The 19,067-nt window shown below is 62.8% G+C and carries 17 protein-coding genes and 1 riboswitch; of the genes, 6 read left to right on the forward strand and 11 right to left on the reverse strand.

All coding sequences use genetic code 11. From position 1 onward, the window contains the following. The first annotated feature begins 2 nt into the window (after positions 1 to 2). Positions 3 to 1,043, forward strand: a complete 1,041-nt coding sequence (locus CEW89_RS14580; RefSeq protein ID WP_096806389.1) for an NAD(P)/FAD-dependent oxidoreductase — start codon at positions 3 to 5, stop codon at positions 1,041 to 1,043. Next, positions 1,040 to 1,432 carry a VOC family protein gene (locus CEW89_RS14585; protein ID WP_096806390.1) on the forward strand — a complete coding sequence of 131 codons (393 nt, stop codon included), beginning with the start codon at positions 1,040 to 1,042 and terminating at the stop codon, positions 1,430 to 1,432. Before CEW89_RS14580 ends, CEW89_RS14585 begins: the two co-directional genes overlap by 4 nt. Here CEW89_RS14585 and CEW89_RS14590 read toward each other — a convergent pair. The 5 genes from CEW89_RS14590 to CEW89_RS14610 all read right to left on the reverse strand — a co-directional run bounded on the left by CEW89_RS14590 (position 1,418) and on the right by CEW89_RS14610 (position 5,017). Continuing rightward, entirely contained in the window at positions 1,418 to 1,957 is a 540-nt protein-coding gene (locus CEW89_RS14590; RefSeq protein WP_096806391.1) for an NADPH-dependent FMN reductase, read from the reverse strand. The two genes, CEW89_RS14585 and CEW89_RS14590, sit on opposite strands and share 15 nt — an antisense overlap. Further along, positions 1,957 to 2,571 (reverse strand): cob(I)yrinic acid a,c-diamide adenosyltransferase, encoded by a 615-nt coding sequence (cobO, locus tag CEW89_RS14595; RefSeq protein ID WP_096806392.1) that lies wholly within the window; start codon positions 2,569 to 2,571, stop codon positions 1,957 to 1,959. Before cobO ends, CEW89_RS14590 begins: the two co-directional genes overlap by 1 nt. A gap of 12 nt (positions 2,572 to 2,583) precedes the next feature. Then, a complete protein-coding gene (locus CEW89_RS14600) occupies positions 2,584 to 3,300 on the reverse strand; it encodes an LrgB family protein (RefSeq protein ID WP_096806393.1) in 717 nt (238 codons plus the stop codon). Further along, a complete protein-coding gene (locus CEW89_RS14605) occupies positions 3,293 to 3,658 on the reverse strand; it encodes a CidA/LrgA family protein (RefSeq protein WP_066707873.1) in 366 nt (121 codons plus the stop codon). Before CEW89_RS14605 ends, CEW89_RS14600 begins: the two co-directional genes overlap by 8 nt. 156 nt (positions 3,659 to 3,814) lie before the next feature. After that, positions 3,815 to 5,017: a TsoY family (seleno)protein gene (locus CEW89_RS14610; protein ID WP_096806394.1), complete on the reverse strand. Its 1,203-nt coding sequence runs from the start codon at positions 5,015 to 5,017 to the stop codon at positions 3,815 to 3,817. A 220-nt stretch (positions 5,018 to 5,237) separates the two neighbouring features. Here CEW89_RS14610 and CEW89_RS14615 point away from each other — a divergent pair, with 220 nt between their 5' ends. Both CEW89_RS14615 and CEW89_RS14620 read left to right on the forward strand, forming a co-directional pair. Beyond that, positions 5,238 to 6,086: an MOSC domain-containing protein gene (locus CEW89_RS14615; protein WP_096806395.1), complete on the forward strand. Its 849-nt coding sequence runs from the start codon at positions 5,238 to 5,240 to the stop codon at positions 6,084 to 6,086. 102 nt (positions 6,087 to 6,188) lie between these two features. Further along, positions 6,189 to 6,557 (forward strand): hypothetical protein, encoded by a 369-nt coding sequence (locus tag CEW89_RS14620; RefSeq protein ID WP_157779873.1) that lies wholly within the window; start codon positions 6,189 to 6,191, stop codon positions 6,555 to 6,557. A gap of 3 nt (positions 6,558 to 6,560) precedes the next feature. Here the strand turns inward: CEW89_RS14620 and CEW89_RS14625 are convergent, their stop codons facing one another. Further along, positions 6,561 to 7,022 carry a GNAT family N-acetyltransferase gene (locus tag CEW89_RS14625; protein ID WP_096806397.1) on the reverse strand — a complete coding sequence of 154 codons (462 nt, stop codon included), beginning with the start codon at positions 7,020 to 7,022 and terminating at the stop codon, positions 6,561 to 6,563. Further along, positions 7,019 to 10,696: a cobaltochelatase subunit CobN gene (gene cobN / locus CEW89_RS14630; RefSeq protein WP_096806398.1), complete on the reverse strand. Its 3,678-nt coding sequence runs from the start codon at positions 10,694 to 10,696 to the stop codon at positions 7,019 to 7,021. The genes CEW89_RS14625 and cobN overlap by 4 nt, the downstream gene beginning before the upstream one ends. A 63-nt stretch (positions 10,697 to 10,759) precedes the next feature. Here cobN and CEW89_RS21075 point away from each other — a divergent pair, with 63 nt between their 5' ends. Continuing rightward, the gene (locus CEW89_RS21075) at positions 10,760 to 10,912 is read left to right on the forward strand and encodes a hypothetical protein (RefSeq protein WP_198403431.1); all 153 of its coding nucleotides are present in this window, start codon (positions 10,760 to 10,762) and stop codon (positions 10,910 to 10,912) included. Positions 10,913 to 10,923: 11 nt separating this feature from the next. On the opposite strand, the gene cobW is transcribed toward CEW89_RS21075, so the two are convergent. Both cobW and CEW89_RS14640 read right to left on the reverse strand, forming a co-directional pair. Next, positions 10,924 to 11,991 (reverse strand): cobalamin biosynthesis protein CobW, encoded by a 1,068-nt coding sequence (gene cobW, locus CEW89_RS14635; RefSeq protein ID WP_096806399.1) that lies wholly within the window; start codon positions 11,989 to 11,991, stop codon positions 10,924 to 10,926. 46 nt (positions 11,992 to 12,037) lie between these two features. After that, the gene (locus CEW89_RS14640; RefSeq protein ID WP_096807260.1) at positions 12,038 to 12,712 is read right to left on the reverse strand and encodes an energy-coupling factor ABC transporter permease; all 675 of its coding nucleotides are present in this window, start codon (positions 12,710 to 12,712) and stop codon (positions 12,038 to 12,040) included. A 37-nt stretch (positions 12,713 to 12,749) separates the two neighbouring features. Continuing rightward, positions 12,750 to 12,970: riboswitch (cobalamin riboswitch) on the reverse strand. 188 nt (positions 12,971 to 13,158) lie between these two features. On the opposite strand from CEW89_RS14640, the gene smc reads away from it, so the two are divergent. After that, entirely contained in the window at positions 13,159 to 16,614 is a 3,456-nt protein-coding gene (gene smc, locus CEW89_RS14645) for a chromosome segregation protein SMC (protein WP_096806400.1), read from the forward strand. A 342-nt stretch (positions 16,615 to 16,956) separates the two neighbouring features. Here the strand turns inward: smc and CEW89_RS14650 are convergent, their stop codons facing one another. Together CEW89_RS14650 and CEW89_RS14655 are read right to left on the reverse strand one after the other, a co-directional pair. Continuing rightward, entirely contained in the window at positions 16,957 to 17,745 is a 789-nt protein-coding gene (locus tag CEW89_RS14650; RefSeq protein WP_096806401.1) for a siderophore-interacting protein, read from the reverse strand. Between the two features lie 124 nt (positions 17,746 to 17,869). After that, complete coding sequence (locus CEW89_RS14655) at positions 17,870 to 19,042, reverse strand: lytic murein transglycosylase (RefSeq protein WP_096806402.1); 1,173 nt, start codon at positions 19,040 to 19,042, stop codon at positions 17,870 to 17,872. Between the last annotated feature and the right edge of the window lie 25 nt (positions 19,043 to 19,067).

Consider the following 19,067-nt stretch of genomic DNA (forward strand, 5'->3'; position numbering starts at 1 on the left):
AGATGGGCAGAGCGGAAATCACGATTTATGGCGCGGGCGCCTTTGGTCTGTCCTGCGGCTTTGAGGCGGCGAAACGCGGCGCGAAGGTGCGGGTGATCGACCCTTACGGTGTCGGTCATGGCTCCTCGGGTGGCATCGTCGGGGCGCTTGCGCCGCACACGCCGGAGCGCTGGAATGCCAAGAAGGAATTTCAGTTCCAAAGCCTGATCCTGGCGCGCAGCCATTGGCCGGAGGTCGAAGCCACGGGGGGCGTGTCTTCGGGCTATGGCAATCTGGGCCGCGTGCAAGCCATCAAGGACGAGCGCCAATTGCAACTCGCCCGCGAGCGCGAAGATCAGGCAAAAGAGCTGTGGCAGGGCAAGGCCGAGTGGCGCGTGGTGACGCAGGGAGAGACCGGCTATTGGGCGCCGATCAGCCCCACGGGGTATCTCATTCACGACACGCTGTCGGCGCGGCTCAACCCGTGGCGGGCCTGTGCCGCACTGGCCGCCGCGATCACTGCATTGGGGGGCGAGGTGGTGACCGAAGGCCCGGAAGAGGGCGCGGTGATCCATGCCTCCGGCTGGTGGGGGCTCCGCGCGCTCAATGAGGCGTTCGGCAAAGAGGTCGGTAATGGCGTCAAAGGGCAGGCCATTCTGCTCGATCTCTCCCTTCCCGAAGCGCCGCAGCTTTACGGCGAAAGCCTGCATGTCATCCCGCACGCGGATGGCACGACGGCGATCGGGTCTACGTCCGAGCGCGACTTCGAAAGTCCAGACGCCACGGACGCGCAAGCCGACGCCCTTCTGGCCCGTGCCCGCGACGCCGTGCCTGCGCTCCGGGATGCGCCCGAGATTCGCCGCTGGGCCGGGGTACGCCCGCGTGCCAAATCCCGCGCGCCGATGCTGGGGGGATGGCCCGAACGCGCGGGACATTTCATCGCCAACGGGGGGTTCAAGATCGGCTATGGCATGGCGCCGCTTGCCGCTCAGGTTTTGATTGACCTCGTGCTGGAGGGGCGCGACGCTGTTCCGGAAGAGTTCCGCGTGGAGGCGAGCCTATGAAAGTGACCTCTCTCGATCACCTCGTGCTGACCGTGGCCGACATCCCGGCGACGGTAGCGTTTTACACCGAGGCACTCGGCATGGTGGCCGAGGCATTTCACCCTTCCGATGGCACCACCCGCCATGCGCTGCGTTTCGGGGCACAAAAGATCAATCTGCATCTGGCTGGGCAGGAATTCGAACCGAAGGCGGCCCATGTGCAGGCGGGGTCGGGCGATCTCTGTTTCCTGACAGACATGCCGGTGGCCGACTGGATGCGGCATCTGGCGGACAAAGGCATCGGCGTCATCGAAGGGCCGGTCAGTCGCACGGGGGCGACCGGGCCGCTTTTGTCGATCTATCTGCGCGACCCGGACGGCAATCTGATTGAGCTGTCAAACCGGCTTTGACGCGGCCTCACGCAGGGCGGTCATGAGCTTTTCAAGCCCGGCCATGGTGCGCTCATTGATCAACCGCCCCTGAGGGTCGAAGGCATGCGAGCTGTCGGCCACCAGAACCTCCGGCGCTTGCAACAGATGTGCGTTGAACGGGGTCAACGCCCAGCGAAGACTATATTGCGAGCGCTCCCCGCCCGCGCGTCCCGCCGCCGCCGACATGATCGCGACGGGTTTGCCCTCCCAGGGTTTCACCCCGGTGCGGCTCACCCAGTCGAGGGCATTCTTGAGAAGACCGGGGATCATCTTGTTATACTCCGGCGTCGACATCACCACCGCATCGGCATCGCGGATCTGCTCAGCCAGCACCATGACCTCGGACGGAATACCCTCCGCCTCAAGATCGGCGTCATAAAGCGGCAGGCGCAGGTTGGCCTCGGTGAACTCGCAGGGCCCAAAGAGCCGCACCGCCTCATGCATGAGTTTCGTATTGGTCGAGGCGGCCCGCAGCGCGCCCGAGATGCCGAGAAGTTTGAGCATCAGAACTCCACCCCCTGTTGCGCTTTCACGCCGGAGCGGAACGGGTGTTTCACCAGTTCCATCTCGGTCACCAGATCGGCGATCTCGATGATCTCCTCCTTGGCGTTGCGCCCGGTCAGGACGACATGGGTCAGGGGCGGTTTCTCCGTGGTGAGGAAATCCACCACCTCCTGCACATCGAGATAGTCATAGCGCAGCGCGATGTTGATCTCGTCGAGCAACACCATGCGGTTCTCGGGATCGCGGATCAACTCCTTGGCCTTCTCCCACGCCGCCTTCGCCATTTCGATGTCGCGGGCCTTGTCCTGCGTCTCCCAGGTAAAGCCCTCACCCATCGTGTAAAACTGGCAGATGTCAGAGAAATGTTCTGTGATCAGATCGCGCTCACCACAGTCCATGCCGCCCTTGATGAATTGCACCACGGCAGAAGGCATCCGATGCGCGATACAGCGGAAAATCATCCCGAAGGCGGCGGAGCTTTTGCCCTTGCCCTTGCCGGTATGGACGATGATCAGCCCCTTCTGATCGGTCTTGGTGGCCATGATCTTGTCGCGGGCGGCCTTTTTCTTGGCCATCTTGGCGGCGTGGCGGTCAAGGTCGTTCTGGTCTGACATGTGTCCTCCCGGTCAGAAAAACAGTTGTACGAAGATCGGTGCGATCAACGAGGTGAAAATCGCGTTGAGCACCATGCCGATCCCGGCAAAGGCGCCCGCCGTGCCATCGACCTGAAACGCGCGCGCCGTGCCGATGCCGTGCGCGGCCACGCCGGTGGCAAAGCCGCGGGCGCGATAGTCGCGCACACCGATGGCGTTGAGAAGGGGTGTCGTGACGACAGCGCCGATCACTCCGGTGATCAGGACCAAAGCGACGGTCAGGGTCGACAACCCGCCGATGGTCTCGGACACACCGATGGCGACTGGCGAGGTCACCGCCTTGGGCACGAGCGACAGCAAGACCTCACCTCTGAGCCCGCAGGCATAGCCGATGGCGGTGGCCGAGACCATGGCAACGAGTCCGCCGACCACGAGGGCAGCCAACATCGGCAGGGCGCTTTTCTTGATCCGCTGCCAGTTCTTCCAAAGCGGCACGGCGAGCGCCACCGTGGCCGGCCCGAGCAGGAAGTGGACGAATTGCGCGCCTTCGAAATAGGTCGTGTAGCTGGTCTTGGTGGTCACCAACAGTGTCGACAGCAGGATCATCGAGATCAGCACCGGGTTCACGAAAGGGCGGTTCCCCGAAAGGTTGAACGCGCCGAGTCCGATCAGATAAGCCAGAAGCGTCAGCGTCAGCCACAAAAGCGGACTGGTGGAGAGATAGCTCCAGATGTCGAGGATCTCAGTCATTTTGCCGCTCATCCTTGTAGCCACGCGCCTGATTGACGAATTTGAACGTCAACGCTCCCGCAGCGATGGAGAGCACCGTCGATCCGACGAGGGCGGCGGCCAGAGGCAGGCCGATGGTGGACATCTGGTCGAGATATTGCACGATGCCGACCCCCGCAGGCACGAACAGAAGCGAGAGATGCGACAGCAGCCCGCTTGCGGTCTTCTCGATCGCCGGGCCGACACGGGGGCGGGTCAGAAGCAGGATGGCCAGAAGAACCATGCCGATCACCGGGCCGGGCAGGGGCAGGGAAAAAGAGCGGGCGAGGATTTCACCGACAAGCTGAAACCCGAGGAGAATGCCGAAATGCAGGATCATGTGCGTGCCTCGTTGCTGCGCCGGATGACGCGGAGGCAGTTTTACGCGCTTGCGGGCGCGCTGCAAGCGCACAAGCCGTTTTACGGGCGGGCGACATGGCGGTCATGAAAAAGGCGCACCGCTTCGGATGCGCCTTTCCCGTGAGATCGTGCGGACTTATTCGGCCGGAACCGGTGTCGCTCGCGTGCGGCTGAAATGCTGGGCGTTCAGCCGGAATACCAGCGCGATCATCGCGATCTGGAACCCGATGGCGATGGCGGTGATCCCCCAGTAGATCACGCTGAACTTGGTGATCACCCCGGCCTGCACCAGACCGGCGTTCACGAAGAACTGGATCAGCACGGAAAGTGCCACCCCCGGACAGACCAAAGCATAAGAGCCGGGAGAGGTTTTCGACCCGAAGACGAAATCCTTGAAATAGCCCTGACGTTTCAAAACGACGAGGCCGAGGCCTAGAAAGACAACCTGAAGCGACAGCATGCGGGCGAGGAACATCATCGTGCTGGCCGGATCGGAATGGCCCTCGAACGTGTGTAGCCCGTGTGCCTGACGCATGAACAGGATCGACAGGATGGTGACGATCGGAATCACGATCAGAAGCGTCGGGCCGGATTCCTCATGCGTGCCGTAGTGCAGCATCGAGTTGAACGCCGTGGTCAGTGCGACCAGCGCATAGATCAGGGCCGCGACCGCGAAGAAGGTCGAGAGCACAAGCCCGGTCGCCACGATCCACGGCACGGTGGACATGGCGGCAGGGGCGGCAAAGCCCACGCCGACCATGGAAAGTGCGAAGGCCGGCAGCATCTGGGCGAAGGAGTTATGCGATGTCACATCGAACACACCACCCTTGGCGAGTACCCGCCCGAGAAAATCGCCGATGATCGACAGCGCGATCCAGCCGATGATACCGAAGGCGATCATCGCGAAGGGAAAGAGATATTCCACCACGGGCCACAGCCCCGGCACATAGACCATGCCCGCCACGAAGAGCGCGTTGACCGACATGGCGAGTGCCAGCGGCATCGCCAGCATGGTCGATTCCGCATTCGAATTGCGCAGCGCCTGAAACCGTTCGGTTTTCTTGAGCGCCGCATATTGGCCGAGGTTCCAGATCAGGTATTTGAGGTTGAGAAAGACGAAGACGGCAATGCCGAGCCAGGCCACCAGAATGGCGATTTTCATCGGCAGGGCACCGGTGGAAAAGGCGGCGAGAATGTCTTCGAACACCGGCACCGGGCGGCCCGGATGGGGCACCCAGAACATGAGATACATGAAGAAGGTGACAGAGAGGCCACCGGCGCCGAGCGAGGCGAGGAAGTACGTCGGGACGTAATGGTCCGCTGCACGTGTCGGTTTCATGAGGGTCTCCTGAGATATATTCCGTTTGTCGAATGTATTTTCGGGAAAAGATATATTCTGGACACATGTCAAAACGCCGCGCGACGAAATGGATCGGCGAGAATGCGCCGAATGCAAGGGCGCCATTGATGAAATCCCGCCTGTCTTTTGAGGCAACTGGCCCTTCCGCAAACAAAGCGTTAGGTGTTGACCGCATGGCAACCTGTTGATCGGGGGGACAATGAAGCTGGCGCGTATCACAACCTATCCGGTCAAGAGTCTGACCGGGTCGGATCATGCCGCCGTCAAGGTTCAGCCGATCGGCATCGAAGGCGATCGGCGCTGGGCGGTTGTCTATCCGAACGGGATCGTTGCGACGCGTCGGGAATTGCCGCGCATGGCAAATCTGAGTGCGGTTTGCACCTCCTATGGCATTTCGATTTCCTTTGAAGGCGCTCGTCTCGATGTGCCTTTCCCCTCCGGTGCGCCGAGTTCGGTCAAGGTGTTTTCCTGCCTGATCGAGGGTGTCGAGGATGCGGGCAATTACGCCTCGCATTTCCTGTCCTCCGCGCTCGAACGCGAGGTGCGACTCGTATGGTTTCCCGAGACGGCCCGCCGTCCGGTGTCCCGCGCCTATGCTGGCGAGGGGTATTTCACAGCCTTCTCCGATGGCTATCCGCTGCTCCTGACCACGATGGCCTCTCTGGCGGAGCTGAACGCGGAACTGGCCGCACCGGTGGAGATGCAGCGGTTTCGCCCCAATGTCGTGATCGCCGGCGACATCGAGCCCTGGTCCGAGGACACCTGGCGGGTGATCCGCATCGGCTCTGCGGTGTTTCGTGTGGTCAAGCCCTGCGAGCGCTGTGTCATGATCACCCAGGATCCGCAGACCGGCGAGCAGACCCATCCGCGTGAACCGCTTGCGACGCTGGGGCGCATTCACCGCGCGGTCACGGGTAAGATCATCTTCGGCCAGAATCTGGTCGTCGAGGAAGAAGGCAGCATCGTTCTCGGCGATGAGGTCGAGGTGCTGGAACGCGGTCCGTCCAATATGCTCGACCCAAAGCGCGGTGGCGAGCAGTCGTTTTAGCTGAACCCATGGCATAAGCAGCGGGTCGCGTGAGGCTCCGGTTGTCGCGCCCCTCGAACCGGCGTTAATCCTTCGTTAACCATGTCGGGCGAAGCTGTCGGCATGAAACCGATCTTTGTGCTCCTGACCCTGTTCCTTCTCACCGGCTGTGTCGCGGACAGTCCCGCTCTGGGGTATTCCCGCGCGGGGTTTTATCCGGTGGAGATCGGCGGCAACAGCTATCGCGTCTATACCGAAGAAACCCGCAATTGTGTCGAGGTGCATCGCGTCAACATGGTCTTCCCGCCGCCCTCGCGCAGGCTGATCCTGACGCAGATGGAAACTGCGGCGATGCAGACGACGGGGTGCAGGATCAAGAAGGGCACGTTCATCGGCGATCAGGCGATGTCGAAAGGCCAGCTCGACTGCTCCGACGGTCCCGGCGCCAAGGACTGGGTGCCCGGCACCTGCGATACGCGTCCCTGGCGATGAGCGTCACACTGGTTTCTGAAAGGTGATCGAGGTCGGCCGATCATAGCCCGCATGTGCATTGCGCCCGGTTTCGACAAATCCGAGCCGGGTGAACACTGCATGGTTCTCCGTCAACTCCACGCGCGTCTCCAACTCCAACCGATCCAGCCCCAATTCGCGCGCGCGCTCCTCCGCCACGCCGATCAACGCCCGCGCCAATCCCTTGCCCTGCATCGCCTCCGCCACGGCGAGCTTGCCGATGTAAAGCCGTCCGGGCTTTTCCGTCAGGATCACGCAGGCAATGAGCGGCGCGCCAATGCCCCAAAGCTCCTTCGTCCGGGCGTCGTCCGTCAGGCTCGCAAGCGTCATCCGGTGCATCGAGGACGGTGGGTCGACGCGCCCCTCCATTCCGGCAAAGGCCGTCCTGATCAAATCCAGCGCCTCGGTCACACGCGCCTCCTCCGGCGCAATCCGTTCCGGTGTCATAGAAGCCTCTCCAAGAGCCCCCGCGCCGAATTCGACCGGGGCCGCCACAAGCCGCGCTCCATCGCCTCGATCAGCCGCTCCGCGATCTCGCGCAACGCGGGCGCATTGTGCTCGGCGATGAAGTCGCGCGTGTCATCGTCCTCGATAAAGGCCGCATGCACCAGATCGAAATGATGGTCCTTAACTGCATGGGTCGTGGCGGCGAAGGCGAACATGTAATCCACCGTCGCGGCAATTTCGAACGCGCCCTTGTAGCCGTGGCGTTTGACGCCATTGATCCATTTCGGATTGACCACGCGGGACCGGACCACCCGACCGATTTCCTCGTCGAGCGTGCGGATCACCGGGCGTTCCGGTCGCGAATGGTCGTTGTGGTAGATCGGGCGATCACGGCCCTGAAGTGTCGCAACTGCCGCCGCCGCCCCGCCTTCGAACTGATAATAATCGTCGCTGTCCAACAGGTCGTGTTCGCGGTTGTCCTGATTCTGCACGATGGCCTCGACCTCCGAGAGCCGCGCCTCGAACCCTTCGCGGTCCCTGACACCCTCCTGAGCAGCACCGTAAGCATAGCCGCCCCATTCGAGATAGGCCGCCGCCAGATCGGCCTTGTCCGTCCAGATCCGCTCGTCGATCATCGCCTGAAGCCCGGCCCCGTAAGCCCCCGGTTTCGACCCGAACACACGGGATTTGCCCTCTCCCCGCCGCGCCCGTGCTGCCGCCGGGTTGTCCTCCTCGGGCTCATCAAGGGCCTGAACGGCCCGCGCCGCACTGTCGACCAGAGCAATGAGTTGCGGGAAGGCATCGCGGAAAAATCCCGATACCCGAAGTGTCACATCCACCCGCGGGCGGCCCAGCACGGAGGCAGGCAAAATCTCGAACCCGGTGACGCGCCGCGACATCGTATCCCATGTCGGTTTGACCCCCATCAGCGCCAGAGCCTGCGCAATGTCATCGCCGCCGGTGCGCATGTTCGCCGTGCCCCATGCGGTGATCAGCAGGCTGCGCGGCCAGTCGCCATGCTCTTGCAAATGCCGCTCGATCAGCAGATTGGCGGATTTCCATCCCAACTGCCACGCGGTCTGTGTCGGCACGGCGCGGGCATCGACCGAATAGAAATTCTTCCCCGTCGGCAGAACATCGAGCCGCCCGCGCGTCGGCGCACCGGAGGGGCCGGGCGGGACGAAGCGCCCGTCAAGACCGGTCAGCAGCGCCTCCATCTCGGCGGGGCCACAGGCGGCGACCATGGGCAGAACTTCCGCCCGCAAGTTCTCAAGCACGGCCTGTGATGCGGGGCCGGGGGCGTCCAATCCTTCGTCCAGAAGCTGTGCGGAATAAAGCTCGATCCGCTCGACTGTATCGCCATGCGTCCGCCAGATGTCGGCGCTGGTTTGGATCAGGCATTCAGGCCGTTCATCCCCGAAGGCTTGTGCCATATCGCAGTCGAGCGGATCGAAATTCAGACCCAAATCCAGCGCAATCGCCCGGATCAGAGACGCATTGCGCCCCTTGCCATCGCCGCGCGGCACCCGCACCAGCGCAAGCGCCAGATCGCGCGCCAGACGTCCTTCGGGGGCGGTGCCAAAGATGTGCAGCCCGTCGCGGATCTGTGCCTCCTTGAGTTCGCACAGATAGGCGTCGAGCTTGGCCAGATCGCCGTCCTCATCCGTCCCGGTCATGCCGACGTCGCGGTCCAGACCGGTCACGGAACTCAGGCTCAAAATCTCCCGGCGCAGGGTCGATATGCGGCGCGGATCGACGCCTGCGGCTTCGAAATATTCGTCAACCAAAGCCTCCAGATCGCGCAACGGACCATAGGTTTCCGCGCGGGTGAGAGGGGGCGTCAGGTGGTCGATGATCACGGCCTGCGCCCGGCGTTTGGCCTGCGTCCCTTCGCCGGGATCGTTGACGATGAACGGATAAAGATGCGGCATCGGGCCGAACACCGCTTCCGGCAGGCAGGTGTCCGAGAGCGCCACAGCCTTGCCCGGCAGCCATTCCATATTGCCATGCTTGCCCATATGGACCACCGCCTGCGCCCCGAAACTGTGCCGCAGGTAGAGGTAGAAGGCGAGGTAATTGTGCGGCGGCACGAGGTCCGGGGAATGGTAGGTCTCGGTCGGGTCGATGTTATAGCCGCGCGCGGGTTGCACGCCCACCACGACATTGCCGAAGGTCAGGATCGAGAGGGCAAAACCCTCCTCGGTCACGAAAGGATCGTCCTCCGGCTGGCCCCATCTCTCCTCGATCTGTTGCCGCACCGGCTCGGGCAGGGTCTCATAGCGCGCGCGATAGTCGGCAAGCGCCATCCGCACGCCGCCCTGCCGTGCCGCGCGATCCGTCAGCCAGTTGGTCGGGCCGCGCATAATCTGTTGCATCAGATCGTCGCTGTCGGGGGGCGGGGCGTCGACGACATAGCCCTCCGCCGCCAACCGGTGCAGTGTGTTCACCGTCGCGGCGGGGGTGTCGAGGCCGACACCATTCGCCAGCCGCCCGTCCTTGTTCGGATAGTTCGCCAAAACCAGCGCGACTTTGCGTTCGGCGCGCGGCATGTGGCGCAGGCGTGCCCAGTTGGCGGCAAGCTCCGCGACAAAGCCAATCCGGCTCTCCTCCGCGCGATAGGTGGCGATGGTGCATTCGGTGGCGTCGTCGCGGTAGGCCTCGCCCTTGAACGACACCGCGCGGGTCATCACCCGGCCATCCACCTCGGGCAGCGCGACGTTCATCGCGATGTCCCGGGCCGACAGCCCGCTCGTCCCCGTCTCCCATGCCTCATGCGACGATCCGGCCAGCACGACCTGAAACACCGGCGCGCCATTGGTCGCGGGGTTGCTCAGGGGCGTGTCCGTGCCGCCTCCTTCCGGCGTGCCGACGGCAAAGGCGGTGCAATTGAGGATGACCTCCGGCGGTGCCTCCTGAAACAGGCTCTCCAATGTGGCGGCCGACACCGGGTCTTTCAGCGAAGCGACAAAGACCGGCAGAGGGTTAAGCCCCTGTGCCATCAGCGCTTCGATCAGACCATTGATCGGGCCAAGCCCCGCGCCCTGCACCAGTGCGCGGTAGAACACCAGCGGTACGACAGGCGCGCCCTCGGTCCACAGATTCTCAAGCTGACCGAGATCTGCAACACCCTTGCCCGGCCAATAGAGACCTGCCCGCAACAGCGGCTTGGCCGGGGCGGGTTTCTCGCCACCGTCGAGCATGGCGCGGGCATAGGACAGGAACGCGACCGCATTCTCCGCTCCGCCTTCGGTCAGATAGGACCAGAGCCGGTGATAATCCTCGGTCGAAACGGTCGAAAGCGCGGCAAGCTCCGCATCGGGTTTGTCATCGCCGGGAAGGGCCACGAAGGCCACGCCTGCCTCATGCAATCGCGCAGCATATTGGGCGAGCCCATAGGTCCAGTACCCGGCCCCGCCCAGCACGCGCGCGATCACCATCCGGGATTTGGTGGCGCATGTGTCGAGATGCAGATCGACCGACATCGGGTGACGCAGATGCAGGAGCGAGGCAAGCCGCAGCGTCGGCGCCTCCGTCATCGCGGCACGGGCCTCAGACAAAAGCGCAAGCTCGGTGTCCGCCGCCGAGATCACCACCAGATCGGCGGGGCTTTGTCCAAGGTCCACGGCCTCGCTGCCGTCGTCGATCGAACCGGGGGTGGCGGCGAGCAGATGCATCGCTTCTCCTTGTCACGCCCCGCGTTTCGGGGCATTGCTCGGAAAACTCCAAAGAGGTCTCCGATGGATTATTCGAAAATGGGCGGGCCGAAAAAGCTCTCCGGCGCGCCGAAACATGGCGAGCACAAACGCCAGCAGCCGAAAGGCAAACAAACGCCGAAAGCCGAACTTCTGGCGCGGATGAAAGCGGCTGCGGATAAGAAGAAGGCCGACTGACGGCCTTCCCTTTACGCTTTCAACGCGGCTTCGATCGCGGCGCGGTCGAGCCCCGCCTCGCCGATGACGACAAGCTGCGACAGCCGTGGTGCGGTGCCGAAGGGCTGATCGAAATAGCTGTCGACGCGCGGGCCGACGGCCTGAAGCGTCAGGCGCATCGGCTTGTCCTTGACCGCGACAAACCCCTTGAGCCGCAGGATGTCATGGTCCCGGATCACCTTGGCGACCTGTTCGGCAAAGGTTTTCGGGTCCTCGATCTCGGGCCGGATCACCACGAAGCTCTCGAACTCGTCATGGCCGTGCTCATGGGGATGATCGTCGTGGTGGTCGTCATCATCATGATTGTCGTGATGGTGGTGATGCACCTCGTGGCGGGCCTCAAGATCGCCCTCGGCGCCGATCCCTTGTCCCAAAAGCACATCCACCGGCAAAGCCCCCATGGTCGCGCGCAGCACATGCACGCCCGGTCGAGCCTCATCCTTGAGCTTGCGCACCAGTGCTTCCGCCTGATCCTCGCCCAAAAGATCCGCCTTGTTTACCACGATCATGTCGGCGCAGGCGATCTGATCCTCGAACAATTCGGACAGTGGTGTCTCATGGTCGAGGTTCTCGTCCAGCTTGCGCTGCGCATCCACGGCGGCGACGTTATGGGCGAACTGCCCCTCGTCCACCGCCTTGCCGTCGACCACGGTCACGACGCCATCGACGGTGACCTGTGTCGAAATCTCCGGCCAGTTGAAGGCGCGCACCAAAGGCTGGGGCAACGCAAGACCGGACGTCTCAATCACGATGTGATCCGGCTTGTCTTCGCGCGCCAGAAGTTTCTGCATCGTCGGGATAAATTCATCCGCCACGGTGCAACAGATGCAGCCGTTCGACAGCTCCATCACATCCTCATCCGTACAGGTCGCGTCGCCGCACCCCTTGAGAATGTCGCCATCAATGCCGAGATCGCCGAATTCGTTGATGATCAGGGCAATGCGCTTGCCCTCGGCATTCGCCAACATGTGCCGGATCAGGGTCGTTTTGCCCGCGCCGAGAAAGCCCGTCACGACGGTTGCAGGAATTTTCGCTGCCATATCAGTATCCTTTGAAAAACGCCGGGGCCAAAGCCCCGGCACCGGCTTACGCCGACAGCGTGCGCGAGGACACGAGACCGGTCTTGCCCAGCCCCTTGATGGCTTTCGCACCCGCCAGAACGGCAAGATCCACCAGCGGCTCAAGGATGATGACGGTCATATAGGCGCCGCCGAACATGCCGACCGCGGCAAGGCTTTCGGCCGAGAAACCCTGACCGTAAAACGCCCAGAACCCGACCCAGATCACGATCCCCGCCTGATAGGTGGTCGAAAGCGCCAGCGCCTGTTTGTAGGACACATCAGCATAGGCCGTATCCGGCGCGATGATGCGCTGTGCCACGGCCTTGATGCCGAACAAAGGCACCAGAAGCGTGGTGACGTTCATGCCATATTGCGGCAGATCGAAGGGGGCGAAAAACACGCCCTGCGCCAAAAGCCCGAGCGCCAGACCCAGCGCGGCGGGTGCCGCCCCGAACAACAGAAACAGTGTCGAGCCGAGGATCAGGTGTACCTCGGAGACGCCCACCGGGTAATGCGGCAGGACCTGAAAGAACACGAAAACGGCGGCGGTCGAAATCACGGTCCGGGCAAGAAACGACCCCACGCCCTGATCGCGCAGCGCGCCGATGCTTTCCTTGAGAGTGTAAAGGCCAGCGCCCGCAGCGGTGGCATAAGACAGTGCGATCTTCGCACCGGTGACAATACCGGGTTCGATATGCATCGAATGATCCTCCATGGCCGTCATCCCCGACGGCGGGTTGAGTTATGTGGTCAGGGCTGGTCTCCTGGCTCGCGGGTCGAAGCGCTCTCGTCACCTTCCCAAGGTTTCCCTCAGTGGTATGCCGACGGGCACTCACCGCTTACAGTCGCGGGGGCGGCTGTGGCCTTGTGCTCCGGGATGGATCACACGCACCACATTCCCATTTCTCCCCGAACGCTTTTGCGCCTGTCTCGGGGAACCATGACGCGCCTATTTGGCGCGTGCAGCATGGCAGGGTCAAGCGTTTTGCGGGGCCTTGCCGGAAGGTCAGGTCCCCCTAGCCCCGTGAATGCGCGATATTTTGTGGATAACTTCGCCGTTTTCCCCATATCTCGGGGTAGACCCGTTGACTCGCGCGCGTGCCTCCCGAACAGTTTTCTTCCAGAAAGAATCAGGAAGAGGTCCCTTTGCGTTTCACCCGTCTGCGTCTCAACGGTTTCAAAAGCTTTGTGGACCCCACCGATCTCGTGATCGCGGATGGGCTGACGGGGGTTGTCGGGCCGAACGGTTGTGGCAAGTCGAACCTCCTGGAGGCGCTGCGCTGGGTGATGGGCGAGAACCGCCCTAAGGCGATGCGCGGTGCTGGCATGGAAGACGTGATCTTCGCTGGCGCCTCGACCCGTCCGGCGCGCAATTTCGCCGAAGTCTGCCTGATGATCGACAACTCGGAACGCCTCGCACCCGCGGGGTTTAACGACAGCGACTCGGTCGAGATCATCCGCCGCATCACCCGCGACGCCGGCTCCGCCTATAAGGTAAACACGAAAGACGTGCGGGCGCGAGACGTCTCCATGCTCTTTGCCGACGCCTCTACCGGTGCGCATTCGCCGGCGCTTGTGCGTCAGGGGCAAATCTCCGAGCTGATCAACGCCAAACCTAAAGCGCGTCGTCGCATCTTGGAGGAAGCCGCCGGGATTTCGGGCCTCTATCAGCGCCGTCACGAGGCGGAGCTGAAACTCAAAGGCGCGGAAACCAACCTCGCCCGCGTCGATGACGTGATCGAACAGCTCGCGAGCCAATTGGCTTCGCTTGCCCGTCAGGCCCGCCAAGCCGCGCGCTATCGCGAGATCGGCGTTGAACTGCGCCATGCCGAGGGGCTTTTGCATTACCGTCGCTGGCGCGATGCGGATCATGCCCGCGCAGAAGCCGAAGACATCCTGCGCACCCGGTTGCGGCAGGCGTCGGAGGCCGAACGACTCGCCCGCGATGCTGCCAAGCAACGGGAAAGCTTCGAGGAGGCCCTGCCGCCCCTGCGCGAGGAGGAGGCGATTGCCGCCGCTGTGTTGCAGCGCCTCACCGTGTCCCGGGATCAGCTTTCCGATGAGGAGCGGCGTGCGCGCGAGATGATCGAAACCCTGTCGCGCCGGATCGACCAACTGGTCGCCGATATGGCGCGGGAGGAACAGCTCAACAAGGACGCGGGCGAAACCATCGCCCGGCTCGAATGGGAGCAGCGCGAGCTGATCAAAGCCGCAGACGGCCATGAGCCGCGCCTGCTCGAAGCGGCGGCGGAGGCCTCCGAAGCCAGCCAGATTCTGGCGGATCGCGAAACCGCGCTGACCCAGATGACCGAAGACGTCGCCCGTCTCGCGGCGCGGCACCAGTCTGCGAATCGCTTGGTCGAGGACAATCGCAAAACGCTGGACCGCGCGCGCGGCGAGGCGGATCGCGCCCGTGGGGCCGTGGACGAGGCGCGGTCGACGCTTGTGCGTTCCGCTGAAGCACTGGAAGAGGCCGAAGCCGGGCAGGAAGAAGCCGTCGCCCGTGCCGAAGAGGCCGAGGCGATGCTGATCGAGGCCGACGAGGCCCGGACCGAGGCGCAATCGCGCGAGGCTCTGGCCCGTGCGGCGCGCTCTGAGGCCGAAGGCGAGGTGGGGGCCCTCAAAGCCGAAGTGGCCGCCTTGGCGAAAATGCTCGACCGTGATCAGATCGGCGGCAAGCAATTGCTCGATTTGGTCAAGGTCAAATCAGGATATGAAAAAGCGCTCGGTGCCGCGCTTTCCGATGATTTGCGACAGCCTGCGATTGAGGCCTATCAGGCCTCCGGTTGGGTCACCCTGCCGGATTACCCGGACGATCAGGACTTGCCCAACGGTGTCGAGCCGCTGGAAGACTATGTCACCGCCCCGCCGGTTCTCGGGCGTCGTCTGTCGCAGATCGGATTGGTGCGGGCGGAAGACGGCGCGCGGTTGCAGGCCGATCTCGAACCCGGCCAGCGTTTGGTGTCCATGGAAGGCGACATGTGGCGCTGGGACGGCTATCGCGCGGGGGCAGAGGATGCGCCGTCGGCGGCCGCGCTGCGGTTGCAACAGCTCAACCGGCTGGAAGATCTGAAACAGGAACTCGTTGCGGCCGAGGCCAAGGCGGAGGGGGCCTCGCAGGCGCATGAGCATCTCAAGGCCGAACTGACCCGTCTGACCGAAGCAGACCGTATGGCCCGCGAGGCCCGCCGCGATGCGGATCGCGCGATGTCGGAAGCGGCGCGGACCCTGTCGAAGGTTGAGAACGAAAAGACCCTGGCCGAAGGTAAAGTCGAAAACCTGGGCCTCGCCGTGGCGCGTCATGAGGAAGAGGCCCGTGGCGCGGAGCAACGCCTGCGCGAAGCGGAAAAGGCGGTGAAAGATCTGCCCGATCTCGACGCAGCGCGTTCCGACATCGAAGAGGTGAAACTCGCCGTCGAGGCGGCGCGGATCACCATGATGACCAAGCGCTCATCGCATGACGAAATTCGCCGCGAAGGTGAGGCCCGCACAAGGCGGTCGCAGGAAGTGACCAAGGAGCTGTCCGGCTGGCGGCACCGTCTCGATACGGCGGGCAAACGGATTGCAGAGCTTCAGGATCGCAAGGAAGCGACCGAGGAAGAGCTTTACGAAGCCGCCGCCCAGCCCGAGGAAATCGCCGAAAAACGCGAGGCCCTGATGGCGCAGATTGAGGAGGCGGAGCACCGTCGCAAACGCGCGTCCGAGGCGCTCACAGTGGCCGAGGAGAGCCTGCGGGAGGCCGTCCATGCAGAGCGCGAGGCGGAGCGTCTGGCCTCCGAGGCGCGCGAAACCCGTGCCGCCGCCGAGGCTCGCCGGGATGCCGCGAAAGAGACGGTCGAGGCCGCGATCGAGCGCATCCGCGAGGAGTTGGAAACCACGCCCGCGAAGCTTTTGGAAGAGCTTGCCGTCGACCCAGAAAAAATCCCGCCGCATGCCGAGATCGAGGTGGATGTGAACCGCCTGAAACGCCTGCGCGACAGTCTTGGCGCGGTGAACCTTCGGGCCGAAGAAGATGCGAAAGAGGTGCGTGAGGAACACGATACCCTCTTGAAAGAAAAGCAGGATCTGGAAGAGGCAATCAAGACGCTGCGCTCGGGGATTGCCTCTTTGAACCGCGAGGGGCGGGAGCGCTTGCTCACGGCTTTCGAGCAGGTGAACAGCAATTTCTCCATGCTTTTCACCCACCTTTTCGGCGGTGGTGAGGCGCGGCTCATGATGGTCGAAAGCGACGATCCTCTCGAGGCCGGGCTTGAGATCATGTGTCAGCCGCCGGGCAAGAAGCTCTCGACCCTGTCGCTGCTCTCGGGCGGTGAACAAACGCTCACAGCACTCGCGCTGATCTTTGCCGTGTTCATGGCGAACCCGGCGCCGATCTGTGTGCTGGACGAGGTCGACGCGCCCTTGGACGACGCCAACGTCACGCGGTTCTGCGACATGCTCGACGAGATGACCCAGCGCACCGATACGCGGTTTTTGGTCATTACCCACCACGCCGTGACCATGGCCCGCATGGACCGCCTGTTCGGCGTCACCATGCAGGAACAGGGCGTGTCACAACTTGTGTCTGTGGACCTGAAAAAGGCCGAGGCGCTTGTTGCGTAACTTCGGTGTTGCGCGGTCTTTGGTGGTGCGGACTCTTAAGACTTTTCCAACAATTCGTCTCTAATCCTAACGATGCCGTAATCCATTACGGTGACAGGAGGTGATGACACTGGAAGAACACTCGTTTCGCAAATGGATGGTGATCATTGCGGCGGCAACGCTGGCCGTGACAATCGTCCGCCTCTGGATCGGGCTGTAACCCGAAAAAGAGAGACCCGGCGGAGCTGCAACTCTGCCGGGTCATTTGGATGATGACACAGAATGTCTCATTTCGCTGTTTCAGACTCTAACAGATTCCTTACCAAACCGTAAAGCGCGCTCGGGAATATGCAATAAACATGGTTAACCGCGGCCCATGCCTTTGCCCATACCGCCTTGCCCCTCCGCTGGCGCATCGAGATCCTTGATCGACGCTTCCGCCTCGCCATTGATCCAATAGCCCGCCGCCTTCAGCCAAGGCAAAGGATGGCCCATCGCCAAAACCGCTTCGCGCAATTGCTTGGCAATTCCGGCCTCCGTCGCGATCCAGACAAACGTGCCGGGCGTCAACTCAATCCGGGGCAGGGCATCGAGAAACGGCTTGGCTTCCGTGGCCTGATCCAGAGGGCGGTGCAGCCAGTGGATCGTCGCATCCGCCGCACTCTCGATCTCCTGCTCGTCCTCCGGCCCGGGCACGGCGGCGAGCATCGTCACCTTCACGCCTGCGGGCAGTTCCTCGAGCTTGCGTCCCATCGCCGGAAGCGCGGTTTCATCGCCGATCAGGACCCAATGGGCAATCTCACCTTCGATCACCCGCGAGCCACGCGGGCCGCCGATCTGAACAGCGCTGCCGGGATGTGCCGACCGCGCCCAGCTCGCCGCCGGGCCTTCGCCATGATCGGCAAAGTCGATCACCAGTTCCTGCGCCTCGGTGTCGAACCGGCGCGGCGTGTAATCGCGTTTCGCCATGCCGTCCGCACCGGGTACGAAAACCTTGAGGTGATCGTCAAACGATCCGCTGGCGAAATCCGCAAGATCCGCACCGCTGAGCGTCACGCGGATCATATGCGGGGTCAGCCGTTCGGCCTTGGCCACGGTCAATTCGCGAAATTTCAGCTCGTGCCGCATGCGGCGGATGGTGGGGGCAGTCATGACGAGTCGCTTTCACTGGTTATTCAGATGTTTGCGCAAAACAAACTATTTTACTCAGAAAAAGCAAGCCCCGCGAAAAACACAGGGCCTGTGCATCTCGGATGTTTGCCCCAAAGCCTCTGATTTATAGGCGCGACAAAAGCGCGGCGGTCGGCCAGGCGTCGGCGGGCAGGCCGAGTTTCTCCTGAACGCTCTGCACTGCCTCGCGGGTTTTCTCGCCCAGAATGCCGTCGATCCCGCCAACATCGTAGCCCATTTTGGTCAGCTTTTGTTGCAGTTGCTGCATCTGCGCGCCCGAAAGCCCCGCATCAGGATTGCCCGCGTTATAGACCGGCGCGCCTTCGAGACGAGTGGCGAAATAGGCCGCCGTGGTCACATAGACGAAGCTTTTGTTCCACTCGAAATAGACCTCGAAATTCGGATAGGCGAGGAAGGCCGGCCCGTTGCGCCCCATCGGCAGCAACACAGAGGCCTGCAAATTGCCGTTGCCGAGCGCGCCGGAACGCGGCTGGACGCCGAGCTTGGCCCATTGGTTGACGGTCATTTTATGGTTCAGCCCGGTTTTCGACCAATCGAGGTTCGACGGCACCACGATCTCCTGAAGCCAAGGCTCATTCGCCCGCCACCCAAGATGGCGCAGCATTTTCGCCCCGGACATCAGCGCATCGGGCGCAGAGGTTTTGAGCCGCACATGGCCGTCGCCGTCGCCGTCGACACCGTTCTGCAAAATGTCTTTCGGCAGCATCTGCACCATGCCGATTTCCCCGGCCCATGCGCCTTGCGTGGCCGCCGGATCGAAATCGCCATGTTCGAACAGGGTCAGCGCGGCAAAGACCTGCGGCTGGAACAACTCGGGGCGACGACAGTCGTGCGACAGTGTCATCAGCGCGTTCAGCGTGTTGAAATTGCCCTGCACCTGGCCGAAATCCGTCTCCAGCGCCCAGAAGGCTAAAAGCACCCCGCGCGAGACGCCGTAATCGCGCTCGATCCGGTCGAAGACGCTTTTGTATTTCGTCGCATTGGCCGCGCCGTTCTGCATCCGGTTCTGGCTGATCAGCGCGCGGGAGAAGTCGATGAAATTCTTCTGGAACACGCCCTGTGCGCGGTCGGCTTTGATTACGGCCGGGTCTTGACGCGCGGCGGCAAAGAACTGATCGACGGCGGATTTGGAATGGCCTTGCTGTAGGGCGGATTGCTTCATCTGATTGACGAAGCTTGAGAAATTTCCGCCGCAGGGCACATCCGCAAAGGCGGGAGAGGCAAGGGAGAGGGCGAGCACGAGGCCGAGAGAACGCATGGATTTACCTTTTAAAGTCATGTTG

The organism is Celeribacter ethanolicus, from assembly GCF_002407265.1.
Classification (GTDB): Bacteria; Pseudomonadota; Alphaproteobacteria; order Rhodobacterales; family Rhodobacteraceae; genus Celeribacter; species Celeribacter ethanolicus.

Bases quoted from the DNA above. Each gene is read 5' to 3' on its own strand.
- CEW89_RS14580 (WP_096806389.1), top strand. From the start codon at position 3: ATGGGCAGAGCGGAAATCACGATTTATGGCGCGGGCGCCTTTGGTCTG.
- CEW89_RS14585 (WP_096806390.1), top strand. From the start codon at position 1,040: ATGAAAGTGACCTCTCTCGATCACCTCGTGCTGACCGTGGCCGACATC.
- CEW89_RS14590 (WP_096806391.1), bottom strand. From the start codon at position 1,957: ATGCTCAAACTTCTCGGCATCTCGGGCGCGCTGCGGGCCGCCTCGACC.
- cobO (WP_096806392.1), bottom strand. From the start codon at position 2,571: ATGTCAGACCAGAACGACCTTGACCGCCACGCCGCCAAGATGGCCAAG.
- CEW89_RS14600 (WP_096806393.1), bottom strand. From the start codon at position 3,300: ATGACTGAGATCCTCGACATCTGGAGCTATCTCTCCACCAGTCCGCTT.
- CEW89_RS14605 (WP_066707873.1), bottom strand. From the start codon at position 3,658: ATGATCCTGCATTTCGGCATTCTCCTCGGGTTTCAGCTTGTCGGTGAA.
- CEW89_RS14610 (WP_096806394.1), bottom strand. From the start codon at position 5,017: ATGAAACCGACACGTGCAGCGGACCATTACGTCCCGACGTACTTCCTC.
- CEW89_RS14615 (WP_096806395.1), top strand. From the start codon at position 5,238: ATGAAGCTGGCGCGTATCACAACCTATCCGGTCAAGAGTCTGACCGGG.
- CEW89_RS14620 (WP_157779873.1), top strand. From the start codon at position 6,189: ATGAAACCGATCTTTGTGCTCCTGACCCTGTTCCTTCTCACCGGCTGT.
- CEW89_RS14625 (WP_096806397.1), bottom strand. From the start codon at position 7,022: ATGACACCGGAACGGATTGCGCCGGAGGAGGCGCGTGTGACCGAGGCG.
- cobN (WP_096806398.1), bottom strand. From the start codon at position 10,696: ATGCATCTGCTCGCCGCCACCCCCGGTTCGATCGACGACGGCAGCGAG.
- CEW89_RS21075 (WP_198403431.1), top strand. From the start codon at position 10,760: ATGGATTATTCGAAAATGGGCGGGCCGAAAAAGCTCTCCGGCGCGCCG.
- cobW (WP_096806399.1), bottom strand. From the start codon at position 11,991: ATGGCAGCGAAAATTCCTGCAACCGTCGTGACGGGCTTTCTCGGCGCG.
- CEW89_RS14640 (WP_096807260.1), bottom strand. From the start codon at position 12,712: ATGCATATCGAACCCGGTATTGTCACCGGTGCGAAGATCGCACTGTCT.
- CEW89_RS14650 (WP_096806401.1), bottom strand. From the start codon at position 17,745: ATGACTGCCCCCACCATCCGCCGCATGCGGCACGAGCTGAAATTTCGC.
- CEW89_RS14655 (WP_096806402.1), bottom strand. From the start codon at position 19,042: ATGCGTTCTCTCGGCCTCGTGCTCGCCCTCTCCCTTGCCTCTCCCGCC.